This window comes from Rhizobium sp. YTUHZ045 (assembly GCF_051124255.1).
GTDB lineage: Bacteria > Pseudomonadota > Alphaproteobacteria > Rhizobiales > Rhizobiaceae > Rhizobium.
In genome coordinates this window covers 651,514-664,984 of the sequence record NZ_CP101432.1, presented here as the reverse complement: position 1 = coordinate 664,984, position 13,471 = coordinate 651,514, and the positions used below count along the sequence as shown (strand labels likewise).

10 protein-coding genes are annotated in these 13,471 nt (G+C 64.8%); 6 read left to right on the top strand and 4 right to left on the bottom strand.

Going from position 1 to position 13,471, the window contains the following annotated elements:
- The first annotated feature begins 73 nt into the window (after window positions 1-73).
- Window positions 74-769 carry a peroxiredoxin-like family protein gene (locus tag NMA58_RS03245; protein ID WP_434712307.1) on the top strand — a complete coding sequence of 232 codons (696 nt, stop codon included), beginning with the start codon at window positions 74-76 and terminating at the stop codon, window positions 767-769.
- 492 nt (window positions 770-1,261) lie between these two features.
- Here the strand turns inward: NMA58_RS03245 and NMA58_RS03240 are convergent, their stop codons facing one another.
- Window positions 1,262-2,170, bottom strand: coding sequence for a DUF1499 domain-containing protein (locus tag NMA58_RS03240; RefSeq protein ID WP_430957202.1), 909 nt, complete (start codon window positions 2,168-2,170; stop codon window positions 1,262-1,264).
- Between the two features lie 334 nt (window positions 2,171-2,504).
- Here NMA58_RS03240 and NMA58_RS03235 point away from each other — a divergent pair, with 334 nt between their 5' ends.
- Window positions 2,505-2,891, top strand: a complete 387-nt coding sequence (locus tag NMA58_RS03235) for a hypothetical protein (RefSeq protein WP_434712306.1) — start codon at window positions 2,505-2,507, stop codon at window positions 2,889-2,891.
- 15 nt (window positions 2,892-2,906) lie between these two features.
- Here the strand turns inward: NMA58_RS03235 and NMA58_RS03230 are convergent, their stop codons facing one another.
- A complete protein-coding gene (locus tag NMA58_RS03230; protein ID WP_097597612.1) occupies window positions 2,907-3,152 on the bottom strand; it encodes a hypothetical protein in 246 nt (81 codons plus the stop codon).
- 104 nt (window positions 3,153-3,256) lie between these two features.
- Here NMA58_RS03230 and NMA58_RS03225 point away from each other — a divergent pair, with 104 nt between their 5' ends.
- On the top strand, window positions 3,257-3,454 hold the full coding sequence (locus NMA58_RS03225; protein ID WP_085777255.1) for a hypothetical protein: 198 nt from the start codon (window positions 3,257-3,259) through the stop codon (window positions 3,452-3,454).
- 210 nt (window positions 3,455-3,664) lie between these two features.
- Window positions 3,665-3,940 carry a hypothetical protein gene (locus NMA58_RS03220; protein ID WP_434712305.1) on the top strand — a complete coding sequence of 92 codons (276 nt, stop codon included), beginning with the start codon at window positions 3,665-3,667 and terminating at the stop codon, window positions 3,938-3,940.
- A 19-nt stretch (window positions 3,941-3,959) separates the two neighbouring features.
- Here the strand turns inward: NMA58_RS03220 and ppdK are convergent, their stop codons facing one another.
- A complete protein-coding gene (gene ppdK, locus NMA58_RS03215; protein WP_434712303.1) occupies window positions 3,960-6,626 on the bottom strand; it encodes a pyruvate, phosphate dikinase in 2,667 nt (888 codons plus the stop codon).
- Window positions 6,627-7,524: 898 nt separating this feature from the next.
- On the opposite strand from ppdK, the gene NMA58_RS03210 reads away from it, so the two are divergent.
- Window positions 7,525-8,508, top strand: coding sequence for a phosphotransferase enzyme family protein (locus NMA58_RS03210; RefSeq protein ID WP_434712301.1), 984 nt, complete (start codon window positions 7,525-7,527; stop codon window positions 8,506-8,508).
- 160 nt (window positions 8,509-8,668) lie between these two features.
- Window positions 8,669-9,322, top strand: coding sequence for a glutathione S-transferase family protein (locus NMA58_RS03205; protein WP_434712300.1), 654 nt, complete (start codon window positions 8,669-8,671; stop codon window positions 9,320-9,322).
- 558 nt (window positions 9,323-9,880) lie between these two features.
- On the opposite strand, the gene NMA58_RS03200 is transcribed toward NMA58_RS03205, so the two are convergent.
- A complete protein-coding gene (locus tag NMA58_RS03200; protein ID WP_434712298.1) occupies window positions 9,881-13,342 on the bottom strand; it encodes a chromosome segregation SMC family protein in 3,462 nt (1,153 codons plus the stop codon).
- Window positions 13,343-13,471 lie beyond the last annotated feature (129 nt).

Here is a 13,471-nt window from a genome sequence, read left to right as displayed (position 1 = left end):
GGTCTTCTTGCAACGAGTGCTATATTCAATTCCGGTCGTTTCACCTGAGACGATCCGGGAAAGGAATTCTTCCATGGGAGACCAGAAGCGCCCGCTGCAACCCGGAAACACCGCGCCCGCGTTCGAACTCGCCACGGCCAATTTCGACGGAACGGTTTCCTTGGCCGACTTGAGCGGTCGGCCGTTCCTGATCGGCTTCTTTCGCGGGCTGCACTGTCCATTCTGCCGGCGCCAGCTCGAACAGCTTGCCGGCATAGCGCCCATCCTCAGCGCCGCCGGGGTGAAGACCGTGGCTGTTATCAACACGCCGGTGGAACGCGCTCGCCTGTATGTCCGCCACCGTCCGACGCCGGTGACGCTCTTATGCGATCCCGACTGCCACACGCATCGCGCCTACGGCGTGCCGCATGCCGAGTTCCTGCCCGATGGCAGCGGCGAGCAGCCGGAATGGCCTTATCGCGCGACGATGGCGCAGTTCCAGGCGGCGCGCATCAACCCCACGGGCGAGTTCCCGGAACCGCTCCAGCCGATGGAAGCCAACACGGTGCTCAACGCCAAGGACCGCTTCGCGCTTAATGAAGCCGATCATGCGATCTTCGCGAAACACGCCACCCAGCTCGTCGGGCACTTCCTGGTCGATCAGAACGGCACCATCGCCTGGGCACAAATCGAGGCGCTGGACGGACCCAGCAGCCTTTGCATTTTCCCGACTGCAGCGGAGATCATCGCCGCCGTGGGTGAGCTTGGACGCCAGGTTGCAGGGGCGTAGCTGGATGATTGGCGGATCAGGTCGTTCGCTCCCACCTCTCCGCCCTCACCTGTGCTCGTCACAGGAATGTGGGAGGCTTGCTTGGGCGGTCTCGCAGATCTTTGCCGGCGTGCCGTGCTGCACCCCCCTCTGCCCTGCCGGGCATCTCCCCCACAAGGGGGGAGATCGGCTGGGCTTGCCGGCTTCTCCAACAATTGGCCTTGCAGCTCGGCGAAACGATAAAGAGGTAGGAAGGTCCTGCCACTGGTGATCTCCCCCCTTGTGGGGGAGATGCCCGGCAGGGCAGAGGGGGGTGTACACGGCACACCCTCCCCATCACAAAGGAGAGATAAGGGAGGCTTGCTTGGGTTATATTGCAGGGGCGTCGAGTTCGCGACACCGTACGGGTCGCGTCTGCCGCGCCCTCTCCCGGCCCTTCGCTTGGGCTCAGGGCGTTCGCCCCTGCAATCGATTCACTGGATCGATTGCTGCCGCCTCTGGCGGCACCGCGGCTCACCCACCCGCGATCCCCAGGAGTTCGGCGTCGAGCGCCTTCAGATAATCGCCGGCGATTTCAGCGCTGAGGCCGAGGTCGTGCTGGCCGTAGCGGGAGGCGACGCGGATGTCGACGAAGGTGGTTTCGGCCTCTTCGCGCAGGCGGATCATCATATCGAAGCGCAGGCCGAGGATCAGCGTGCGGGTGGTGGCCTGCAGCGTCACGCCGTTGGCGCCGCGGATCAGCTTGGCGACATCGTCGTCATAGGGGCGCGGCGTCGGCACCGGGATGATGCCGGGCGCATCGGTCACGGCGTCGTCGCCGGGGGCGGGCTTGGCCGGCCTGTCCTCGAGATCGCGGTCCGGCTCTGATGTGCCGGTGCTCCTGACGATCGTAAAGCCGCTCTGTTTGGCAACCTTGCGCACCGCTTCCAGCACGCGGTCGAGCGCGCCCTCATAACGCCGGCCGGTGAGTTCGGGATAGGCCTCCATCTGCTTCTCGCGATCTTCAGGCGTCACCACCGGATTGCGCTTCAGCCAGATCTGGTCGGATTTCGGCGGCGATAGCCAGTCCGGTGCCGAGACCGGATCGGTGGAGACATCGTAGATCGCAGGCAGGCTGATGTAGCGCTCGGCGGCCACAGCGCCAATACCAAGCGGAAAGGCGGCATAGATCAGCGCCGCCAGCGCGGCGAGCCCGCCCTCGGCGCCGGTCATCCAGAGGCTGCGCAGGCCGAGCGCGGCCAGCATTGTAGCGAGCAGCGCGCAACCGGCGGCAAAGATCAAAAGCAGCACCAGATAAGGGGTGGCGAGCCCGCCGAAGCGGTGGGCGATCAGCACGGCGAGCGCCAGAACCAGCGAAAATGCCCCGAGGAGCCGCGAAAAGCGGGCGGCGCTGGAAACGGGGCGGTCGTAGCGGATGGCCATCAAACTTACCGGTTGCTCGTCAGCGCCGCGCCATGAACCACGCAAATCGCCATAGACCTGTTTAGAGCATGATGCCGAAAAGTGTGAAGCGGTTTTCGGACGACATCATGTTCTATTTCTTTGATTTAGATCCGGATTCAGATTTCAGGCCGGCCCGGCCTAAAATCATCCGGATCTGGAGCAAGATTCGGCTGAATTGAAACTGTTGTCGCAAGCATATCCGCCGGAATCCACGGCGAAGGCGGAATGGCTATCCGTAAGCCCTTGCTGATATGCCAAAAAAAGGTCATTCTGCCGCGGTTTCATCTCCAGGGTCACGGACAGGAGAGACGGGATGATTTCACCCGAGATAGCAGCAAGGCCGCAGGCGTCTGCGCTTGGCGCGATCGATCACACCGAGCCGTCGCTGCCGATGGAGCTCGTCGAGCTCGAACTGTCGCTCGAAGGTTATGCCGGCGGTGACGCCGGCTTCTGCGAGGCGGTGCGCCAGGCAGCCGGCCGTTCCGGCGGCGAACTGCTGTTCGACCTGCCGGCCGCCGGCCTGATCGAGGATTGCCGGCGCATCGCCGTCTTGCGCATTCCCGATGGCGAGAACATGCGCGTCGTGCTGGCGCTGCTTGACCACAACGGCACCGAGATCCGCATGCAGGCGCCCGACGAGGAGACCAGCCATCTCGTGCGCTTCGCCGATGCCTTCATCGAGGTGCTGGAGCGGATCTGAGCGCGACCGAGATTTCTAGCGCCGTTCGGCCGCGGCTTCCGCCAAGCTGCGGAAGGGAAACTTGCGCCCGCATTCGCATTTGATCATGAAGCTTTCCTGGTGGTTGGAAGCCCGCTGCACGCCGAAGCCGCGCGGCAGGTGATCGACCGTGAAATCCGGATGCTTGCGCTTGGGATCGTCGATCTCCGAGGCCTCGGCAAAACCCGCATTGCCGCATTGCGGGCAGTTCAGTTTCTTCGAGAATCGATCGCGGATGGCCATGCTCGTTTCCAGTGTTTCCGGCCTCCTCATACAGAGGAATCGCCGGCGGCGAAAGTGGAACCATCTGCCTGGGCTGCCGTTCCTTTTTTCAAAAGGAGGCGATCATGCCCAACAGAGACCCGATACCGACACCGACGACTGACACACCGCGCGGCCCGACGCCGACGCCGGGCGTCCCCGACCGCACCCAGGAAAAACCGCCGCTGACCCCAGCCCAGGACCCGGGCGACACCAAGAACCCGCAAGACCCGCCGCTCGACCCGGCGCTCTTGCCGATCGGGGATCCGGCCGGGGCGGCGTGAAGATGCTGCCGTGATTTGCCCCTCACCCTAACCCTCTCCCCGTAAACGGGGCGAGGGGACGTGCCCCGCGAAAGGTTGATGGGAGCCGAGACAGTGCGGCATATCCCCTTCTCCCCGCGCGCGGGGAGAAGGTGCCGGCAGGCGGATGAGGGGCAGCTTGACGCCCTCGCCCGAATGGCATTTCCTCAGGGAAAAGCAAGGACCAACCCGATGCGCATCGCCCTTCTCCTCACCCTTCTCACCACCATGGCCGGCCTTTCCGCCTGCCAGACGATGACGCCGGAGGAGCGGCGGGCGGCGGATGAGCAGCGATGCCTGAGCTATGGTTTCCGCCGCGGCACCGATGGGTTTGCCACCTGCCTGCAGCGCATCGATCTCGACCGGCGGGCCGAATCGCGGGCTGCGAGTGCCGAGCTGATGCACAGCATGGCCTGGGATCTGAACGGGCCCTATGTCTACCGCGATCACTGGCGCTATCACCACTGACGGCAGGCCTCGCCCGGTTTTACCGGTTTTCCGAAATGACCGCCTGCGCCGCCGCCAATCTGGCGATCGGCACGCGAAACGGCGAGCAGGAGACGTAATCAAGACCGATCGTTTCGCAGAAGCGGATCGAGGCCGGATCGCCGCCATGTTCGCCGCAGATGCCGAGCTTCATGTCGTTGCGGGTGCGCCGGCCGCGTTCGGCGGCAATGCTGATCAATTCCCCCACCCCGTCGAAATCGAGCGAGATGAAGGGATCGTGCTCGATGATGCCCTTACGCTGATAGGTGGGGATGAAGGCGGAGGCATCGTCGCGCGAGATGCCGAAAGTGGTCTGCGTCAGGTCGTTAGTGCCGAAGGAGAAGAACTCGGCCGCCTCGGCGATCACATGCGCGCGAAGGGCCGCGCGCGGCAGTTCGATCATCGTGCCGACGAGATAATCGATCTTCATGCCGGCTTCGGCCATGACATTGCCGGCGATGGCGTCGATGCGGGCTTTGACGTAATCGAGCTCGGAACGGAGGCCGACGAGCGGCACCATGATTTCGGGCACGACGGCCGCCCCGGTCTCCTGGGCTGCGGCGACGGCCGCCTCGAAGATGGCGCGGGCCTGCATCTCGACGATCTCCGGATAGGAGATCGCCAGCCGGCAGCCGCGATGGCCGAGCATCGGGTTGAACTCGTGCAGCGCATCGACGCGCTGGCGCAGGACAAGCGGCTCCATGCCCATGGCAAAGGCAACCTCGGCGACCTCGTCGTCGGTCTTCGGCAGGAATTCGTGCAGCGGCGGATCGAGCAGGCGGATCGTCACTGGCAGGCCGTGCATGACGGTGAAGAGGCCGGTGAAATCCAGGCGCTGCATCGGCAAGAGCTTGTCGAGCGCCAGCCGCCTGCCCTTCTCATCCTCGGCAAGGATCATCTCGCGCATGACATGGATGCGCTCGCCCTCGAAGAACATGTGTTCGGTGCGGCAAAGGCCGATGCCCTCGGCGCCGAAGGAGCGGGCGGCGCGCGCATCGGCAGGCGTATCGGCATTGGTGCGCACTGTCATCCGCCTCGCCCGGTCGGCCCAGCCCATGATGCGGCCGAAATCGCCCGACAGCTCCGGCTGGATCATCGGCACCTCGCCCTTCAGCACCTGGCCGGCCGAACCGTCGATAGTGATGATATCGCCCTTCTTCAGGGTGACGCCGATGCCGAGCAGCCGTTCGTTGCGTTGATCGATGCGCATGGTGCCGGCGCCGACAACGCAAGGAATGCCCATGCCGCGGGCGACGACCGCCGCATGGCTGGTCATGCCGCCGCGCGTCGTCAGGATGCCTTCGGCCGCATGCATGCCGTGAATATCCTCCGGGCTGGTCTCGACCCTAAGCAGGATCACCTTGCGGCCTTCGGCTTCCGCCTCCACGGCCTCTTCCGCGGTGAAGACGATGGCGCCGGTCGCGGCCCCCGGTGAGGCCGGCAGGCCGGTGCCGATCACCTGGCGGTTGACGCGCGGATCGATCGTCGGATGCAGGAGTTGATCGAGGCTCGACGGTTCGATGCGCAGCACCGCCTCCTCCTCGGTGATCACCCCCTCGTCCACCATGTCGACGGCAATCTTCATGGCCGCGCGGGTCGAGCGCTTGCCCGAACGGGTCTGCAGCATCCAGAGCTTGCCGCGCTCGATGGTGAATTCGATATCCTGCATGTCGCGGTAATGCATCTCGAGCTCGGTACAGATGCGGGAGAGCTCGTGGAAGGCCTCCGGCATCAGCTTTTCCATGGAGGGCTTGTCGGAGCCGGAGGAAAGCCGCCCCTCCTCGGTGATGCTGTGCGGCGTGCGGATGCCGGCAACGACATCCTCCCCTTGCGCATTGACGAGGAATTCGCCGTAGAGCGCCTTCTCGCCGGTCGAGGGGTTGCGGGTAAAGGCGACGCCGGTCGCCGAGGCATTGCCGAGATTTCCGAAGACCATGGCCTGGATGTTGACCGCCGTGCCCCAGCTCTCGGGAATATTGTGCAGTTGACGATAGGTGACGGCGCGCGCGCTCTTCCAGCTGGAAAAGACCGCGCCGACCGCGCCCCAGAGCTGGATCTCCGGATCCTGCGGGAATTCCCGATCGAGCTCCTCCTCGATCAGCCTCTTGTAGAGCGAGACGATATGCTGCCATTCGGTGGCGCTGAGCTCTGTATCGAGTTCGTGGCCGAGCTTGGCCTTCTCGTCTTCGAGAATCTCCTCGAAGGCGTCGTTGCCGAGGCCCATGACGACGTCGGCATACATCTGGATGAAGCGGCGGTAGCTGTCCCAGGCAAAACGCGCATCGCCGGCATCGTGGCCGAGCGCCTGCACCGTCTCGTCGTTGAGGCCGAGGTTCAGCACCGTGTCCATCATGCCGGGCATGGAGACGCGAGCGCCGGAGCGCACGGAGAGCAGCAGCGGCTGGCTGGTGGATCCGAAATGGCGGCCGGTGATGGCCTCGATCGCAGCTATGCCGGCGCGCACCTCGGCCTTCAGCCGGTCGTCGATATGGCCGCCATTCGTGTAATAAGTGTTGCAGGCGCTGCTGACGATCGTCAGCCCCGGCGGGACGGGAAGACCGAGAGCGCACATTTCAGCGAGGTTGGCGCCTTTGCCGCCGAGTATCTCATGGTCGCGCGCGCCACCCTCAGCCTGTCCGTCGCCGAACCTATAGACCCACTTGGTCATCTTCCCCCCAACACCACAAAAGGATCAGCGTGATCCCTCAGTTTGCTGACATGTCTTGCTCCCCTCGCCGTCATCCTCGGCCTTGTGCCGAGGATCTGCTCCATATCGACTGGCTGCAGATGCTCGGGACAAGCCCGAGCATGACGAAGGAGAAGTTTAACAAACACCGCCAGCGTCTGGGAAATCAGCTTAATGCCTTGGAGTTGAAATGAAAATCGACAAATGCGGCGAAAATGCTGCGTCGCACAATATTTTCACCATCACTGGCGGCTGAAAGCCATGTAACCCCGCCTGAAGAAGGCATAAAAAAAGCTTTGCGGGACTGCAACAATGTCCCGCAAAGCCTTGTTTCCGTCCGGCCAGGAAAACCGGACGGGGGGTCCCTCAACCCAGGGCGATTCATGGAACCGCCCTGATCCTTGTTTTCCGCAACTCCTCAAGAGACGCTTCGCATTTCCAGGGATTGCTCAAACAGCTTCCAGGTCCTTGCCCTCTACCTGAAAAGCGCATCGCAAATTCGACAAATCCGCAACTTTGACCGCCCCGCTCTTCAGCAAAGTCATCAGGTTGCGTTGAAACAACTTCTAATGCAAGTCAGAGAAAAGAGCATCACCCAAATGGAGTAGGAACCGCAAGACAGCCGACCTTTTTTGGTGTTTATCGCCGAATGCGGGAAAATTGCACGCGGTCGGCTCTTCCCCCGGCCTCGGTTGAGGGTCCTGGTCGGCGCGTGCCGGCCATCAGACGACCGCTCGGTCAAGCTCCGCGAGTGCTTTCCGGCCACAAAAGAATCCATCGACGTCTGGGGGGACGGCACACCGGACACAATCAAGCGTTGCAACTATCGCAGAATACATTATCTTGTCAGGCCTCCGCAGATCCGACCCCGGACGTCCAGATGCTCGATTTTGAACCGCAATATTCCACCCCCGGGGTCGAAACGATCGGGCGGTTCATCGATCGGCATTACGGCCTCGCCGGACCTGTGGACTGCCGCCTGCTCAATCGCGGTCTCAACGACAGTTATCTGGTCATCGACAGCATCGGCGAGCGCTATGTGTTCCGGCTTTCACATCGCCGCAGCCGCGGTCCGGCCGACGTCAGGACGGAAACGGCTTTCCTCAGACATCTCCACGAGGCAGGCGTGCCGGTCGCAGCGCCCATGTCGACGCGAGACGGCTCCTTCTTTCTGCAGGGACAGGCGCCGGAGGGGCTGCGCGAGGCTGTGCTGTTCAAGGAAGTTTCCGGCCGGGAGCCGGGCGCGGCAGATGCGGGCGATGCCCGGGCGAACGGCAGGACGCTTGCCCTGCTGCACAATGCGGCGCAGACGTTCTCGTCCGAGGGAGCGCTCTATCGGCTCGACCTCGAACACCTGCTGCATCGCCCCCAGGCGCGTATCCGCGACAGCGGCCTCGTCGAAGACGCGGATGTGCTTCGCGACCTCGAAAGCATCGCCATGCGCACCGCAAAGGCGATAGACGCGTTCAGAAATCTGACCTGGACCCAATGCCACGGCGACTGTCACGGCTTCAACGCGCGCATCAATGACGCAGGCGAAGCGGTCTTTTTCGACTTCGACGACGGCGGGCCGGGATATCTCGCTTACGATCTGTCGGTCTTCCTCTGGGCAAAGGTTTCCTTTGGCCGGAGCTTGACGCCGATGTGGACGGCCTTCATCAACGGCTATCGCGCCATCCGGCCCATAACGCCTGACGATTTCGAAGCCGCTCTCCGCTTCGTGATCGTCCGCCACTTCTGGCTCATGGGCGAATATGCCAGTCGCGCGAACGAATGGGGAAGCACTGATGTCGGCTGGATCGCGCGGCAGGCGGATTTTCTCAAGACCTGGGAGGCAGAGTGCTTCGGCGATCGCCTGTTCTGACGGACGACTCGCCATGAATCCGTAGGGAAATGGGCGTCAGGAACTATCTCATCGAAGGCGTTTCCGGCAGCGGCAAGACCGCCGTGGTCGATCGCGAATAGAAGATGTCGGATTCCCGTTTGGCCGCACGTCTTCAATGCAACGAGCCATGGAGGAAACGATGACGATCACCATCACCGCCTTTGAACGTTCACCCGATCGGGGCCGCGGCCTGGCGCGCGACATGCGGGTTCGCTGGGCGCTGGAGGAAGCTGGCCAGCCCTATGAGGTTCGCCTCGTCACGTTCGAGACGATGAAGCAGCCGGCGCATCTGGCGCGCCAGCCTTTCGGCCAGATCCCGACTTATGAGGAAGGCGATCTGACCCTGTTCGAATCCGGCGCGATCGTGCTTCATATCGCCGAGCGGCATGGCGGCCTGTTGCCTGCAGATGCCAATGGCCGGGCGCGGGCGATCGCCTGGATGTTTGCCGCGCTCAACACGGTGGAGACGCCGATCTTCGAGCACAGCCTCGCCAGGATTCTCGAGCGCGACGAACCCTGGTATGAGAAGCGCCTGCGTTCCCTGGAGGGCAGCATCCGCAAACGGCTGGACAGCCTTTCGGCCCATCTCGGCGACGCCGACTGGCTCGATGGCGCATTCAGCGCCGGCGATTTGCTGATGGTGTCGGTGCTGCTGCGCCTGAAGTCGTCAAACATACTCAACGATTACCCCAGCCTTGCCGCCTATGTCGCTCGCGCTGAGGCGCGACCCGCCTATCAGCGCGCCTTCGCCGCGCAGCTCGCGGTCTTCCAGGCCGCATCGGCGGCGGACTGATCAGGGATCATGGCGGGTCGGTGAACAGCGAAGGAGTTGCACCGCAGAGAAATAGAAGCCGCCTGCTTGGTATGGATCCGAGGGTCAAGCCCTGGGATGACGGAGAGTGTGGTTGGTTTTGTTGCCAGACGCACCGGCGATGCAGCTTGCTCCGCCGCGCCTGCCGTAGCTTCATCGCGCCAGGCGCGCCCCATGGGCCTCAGCACCACCTCTCCGCCCTCAAGTTTGTACCATTTCTCGTCCGTCGCCCCGGCACCACCTCTCCTCCGTCGACGGGCACCACCTCCTCCGTCATCCCAGGGCTTGACCCTGGGATCCATGCGGCTGGCACTGGGTGAACGACGAAGGCGTCCCACGGCAGAGAAATAGAAGTCCGCGTGTTTGGCCATGGATCCCAGGGTCAAGCCCTGGGATGACGGAGAGTGTGGTTGGCGTTCTCACCACGCACCGGCGACGCAGCTTGCGGCTCTGCGCCGGCCGTAGCTTCATGGCGCCCCGCACCAACTCTCATTGGTGATCCGAGGGCTTGACCCTGGGAGCACAGCCTCCTCGCAAAACTCAGGCAATCTCGCGCAGGCGCTCGGCCGTCTGCAGGTCGACGGAGACGAGGGTGGAGACGCCTTGCTCGGCCATGGTGACGCCGAAGAGGCGGTTCATGCGCGCCATGGTGATGGGATTATGGGTGATGATGACGAAGCGGGTTTCAGTGGAAGCCGCCATTTCGTCCATCAGGTTGCAGTAGCGTTCGACATTGTGGTCGTCGAGCGGCGCGTCCACCTCGTCGAGCACGCAGATCGGCGCCGGGTTGGTGAGGAAGACGGCGAAGATCAGCGCCATCGCCGTCAGGGCCTGTTCGCCGCCGGACAGCAGCGTCATCGTCTGCGGCTTCTTGCCGGGCGGGCGGGCCAGGATTTCGAGGCCGGCCTCAAGCGGATCGTCGGATTCGATCAGCTGCAGCTCTGCGGTGCCGCCGCCGAAAAGATGGGTGAACAGCCGCTGGAACTGGCCATTGACGACGTCGAAGGCGGCGACCAGGCGCTCGCGGCCCTCGCGGTTCAGGCTCTGGATGGCGCCGCGCAGCTTGCGGATCGCGTCGATGACGTCGTCGCGCTCCTTGATCAGCGCTTCGAGCTTCTCGCTCAGCTCCTTCTGCTCCTCGTCGGCGCGCAGGTTGACGGCGCCGAGCCGTTCGCGCTCCATCTTCAGCCGCTCCAGCTCGCGCTCGACCTCGCGCGGATCAGGCAGCGCCTGCATCGGCTGCAGGCCGGCGAGCCGCAGCGCCTCATGCGGCGGCACGTTCAGCGCTTCGCGGATGCGGCTTTCGCTTTCGTGCCGTCTCTCGCGGGCCGAAACCAGGCGCTCCTCGGCGCGGCCGCGGCGTTCGCGGTATTCGGCAAGCTCGGAAAGCGCGGTCGCCGCCTTGTGATCGGCATCGCGCTGGATGCGTTCGGCTTCGGCCAGAAGATCGCCGGCATTGCGGCGCGCCTCCTCGGCCTTCTGCAATTCGCTGAGCAGGGCGCGACGCTTGTCGTCGAATTCGTCAGGCGCCATTTCGAGATCGGCCGCCTCTTCGCGCGCCTCTTCCTCGCGCTCGCGCAGTGTGGCGACATGATCCTCGCCGCTTGCCGCCCGCTGGCGCCAGGTCTCGCGCTCCTGGCCGATCGCCATGATGCGACGCTGGCGGGCTTCGTTCTCCCTCGCCAGGCTTTCATGGCGGGCGCGGGCCTCGGCGAGCGTGCCGCGGTCGGTCGCCACCTCCGCTTGCTGGAAGCGCAAACGCTCGTCGATCTCGGTCAGATCAGGCGCGTCCTCCAGCTCGATGCGGGCGTTTTCCTCCTGGACGCCGATCTCTTCCAATTGCGCGCCCAGCTGGCTCGCAGCCTCGCTGACCACATCGCGCCGGCGGATGAGATCGCCGGAAGCCCGCTCGGCCGCAGCCAGCGCCTCGCGCGCTTCGGCCAGATGACGCGCCGACAGCCGGCTCATGTCGCGGGCCTCGGCCAGCCGCCGCTCCTCGAGGCGGATCGCTTCGGCCGCCGCTGCCTGCCGCTCTTCGGCCTCGGCAAGCACATCACGGGCGATCGCCGCTTCGCTTTCGAGTTCGGCCAGGCGGTTCTTCTGGGCAAGGCGCAGCGCGGCAGCACTCGGGGCGTCGGCGCCGGTGACATGGCCGTCCCAGCGGTAGACGGCGCCCTCCTTCGTCACCAGCCGCTGGCCGGGCTTCAGCGCCGCCATCAGCGAGCGCGCCTCCGCTTCCGCGACCAGGCCGATCTGGCGCAGGCGGCGGGTGAGAGCTGATGGCGCGCTGATATGAGCGATCAGCGGCACGGCGCCTTCGGGAAGCGCGGGATCGGCGGCGCCATCCCCATTCTCCGACCAATGGGCCGGCGCCTCGGCATCGAGCGGCGATTCCAGATCGTCGCCGAGTGCTGCACCGAGCGCCGTCTCGAAGCCGCGATCGACCTTCAGCTCCTCGGCAATCGGCGGGAACTTGCCGGCCGCGGCACCGGCCGCGAGCATGCGGGAAATGGTGCGGGCTTCGGTCTCCAGCGCATTCAGGCCGGCGCGGGCCTGATCAACCGGGGCGCGCGACAGGGCCTCGGTCTGGCGGGCGCCAGCCAGCGCCTGTTCGACCGTCTGGACGGCGGCATCGGCATCGGCAAGCGCGATTTCGCCTGCCTCAACCATCGCGCGTTTTTCATCCGGATCGGGCAGGCCTGATATCTTCTCGCCGATCGCCGACAATTCCGCATTTGCTTCGTCCATCTGGCGCTCAAGGCGCATGCGGCGGTCGGCCAGATCGCGAATGGCGCGCTCCAGCTGGTTGCGGCCGGCGGCGGCTTCCGCCCGCTCGGCCGTCAGCTGCGTGAAGGTCCGTTCGCTGTCGGCAAGTTTTTCCGCCGCCGCTTCGAAGGCTTTGCGGGTCTCCTCGGCAAAACGGCCGGAATCGGCCAGGATTTCCGATATCTCGGCCTCTTCGGCATCGAGCTTGGCGAGAATGACGGCATTGTCGGCCACCAGCCGCTCCTCGCGGCGGATATCCTCGGCAAGCTGGGCGAGACGGCGGGTCAGCTCGTCGCGGCGGCGCAGGATGCGGCCGGCATCCTCCTCCAGCTGGCTTCTGGCGATCTGCAGGCGCTGCAGGGCGGCGGCGGCGCGCGCCTCGCCCTCGCGCAGCTCCGGCAGCTTCAGGCTGGCAATGCCCTGATGCTTGGCCGCCTCCATCTGCGCTTGCGCCTTTTCGGCGACGATTGATGTCGCCTGGTTCAGCGCACTGTCGGCCTCGGCCTCGGCCTCCTTGGCCTGCACCCAGCGGATATGCAGGAGCATCGCCTCGCGGGCGCGGATATCGGCCGACAGCGTCTTGAAGCGGTTGGCCTGGCGGGCCTGGCGCTTCAGGCTCTCGATCTGGCTTTCGAGCTGCGCGGTGACGTCGTCGAGCCGCTCGAGATTGGTTTCAGCGGCGCGCAGCCGCAGTTCGGCCTCGTGGCGGCGCGAATGCAGGCCCGAAATGCCGGCCGCCTCTTCCAGAAGCTGGCGGCGGGCCTGCGGCTTGGCCTGGATCAGCTCGCCGATGCGGCCCTGGCCGACCATCGAGGGCGAACGCGCGCCGGTGGAGGCGTCGGCAAACAGCAGTTGCACGTCCTTGGCGCGGCTTTCCTTGCCGTTGATGCGATAGAGCGAGCCCTGCTCACGCTCGATGCGGCGGGTGACCTGGATCTCGTCGCTGTCGTTGAAGGCGGCCGGCGCGGTGCGCTCGCCATTGTCGAGATAGAGCGCCACTTCGGCCGTGTTGCGGGCCGGGCGGTTGCCGGAACCGGAAAAAATCACGTCGTCCATGCCGGAGGCGCGCATGTTCTTGTAGGAATTTTCGCCCATCACCCAGCGCAGCGCCTCGACGAGGTTGGACTTGCCGCAGCCGTTCGGCCCGACGACGCCGGTCAGCCCCCGCTCGATGATGAATTCCGTCGGCTCGACGAAGGATTTGAAGCCGACCAGGCGCAGCTTGTTGAACTTCATGCGGTAAGATCCACGGCAGGAAGCCCCCTCATCCGCCCTACGGGCACCTTCTCCCCGCTGGGGAGAAGAGGGAATCGAGACGCTGCGGCAAATCCCCTTCGCCCCAGCGGGGAGAAGGTGCCGGCAGGC

What these genes read in the sequence shown, in the direction of transcription:
- NMA58_RS03245 (WP_434712307.1), top strand. Translation starts at nt 74, where the DNA reads ATGGGAGACCAGAAGCGCCCGCTGCAACCCGGAAACACCGCGCCCGCG.
- NMA58_RS03240 (WP_430957202.1), bottom strand. Translation starts at nt 2,170, where the DNA reads ATGGCCATCCGCTACGACCGCCCCGTTTCCAGCGCCGCCCGCTTTTCG.
- NMA58_RS03235 (WP_434712306.1), top strand. Translation starts at nt 2,505, where the DNA reads ATGATTTCACCCGAGATAGCAGCAAGGCCGCAGGCGTCTGCGCTTGGC.
- NMA58_RS03230 (WP_097597612.1), bottom strand. Translation starts at nt 3,152, where the DNA reads ATGGCCATCCGCGATCGATTCTCGAAGAAACTGAACTGCCCGCAATGC.
- NMA58_RS03225 (WP_085777255.1), top strand. Translation starts at nt 3,257, where the DNA reads ATGCCCAACAGAGACCCGATACCGACACCGACGACTGACACACCGCGC.
- NMA58_RS03220 (WP_434712305.1), top strand. Translation starts at nt 3,665, where the DNA reads ATGCGCATCGCCCTTCTCCTCACCCTTCTCACCACCATGGCCGGCCTT.
- ppdK (WP_434712303.1), bottom strand. Translation starts at nt 6,626, where the DNA reads ATGACCAAGTGGGTCTATAGGTTCGGCGACGGACAGGCTGAGGGTGGC.
- NMA58_RS03210 (WP_434712301.1), top strand. Translation starts at nt 7,525, where the DNA reads ATGCTCGATTTTGAACCGCAATATTCCACCCCCGGGGTCGAAACGATC.
- NMA58_RS03205 (WP_434712300.1), top strand. Translation starts at nt 8,669, where the DNA reads ATGACGATCACCATCACCGCCTTTGAACGTTCACCCGATCGGGGCCGC.
- NMA58_RS03200 (WP_434712298.1), bottom strand. Translation starts at nt 13,342, where the DNA reads ATGAAGTTCAACAAGCTGCGCCTGGTCGGCTTCAAATCCTTCGTCGAG.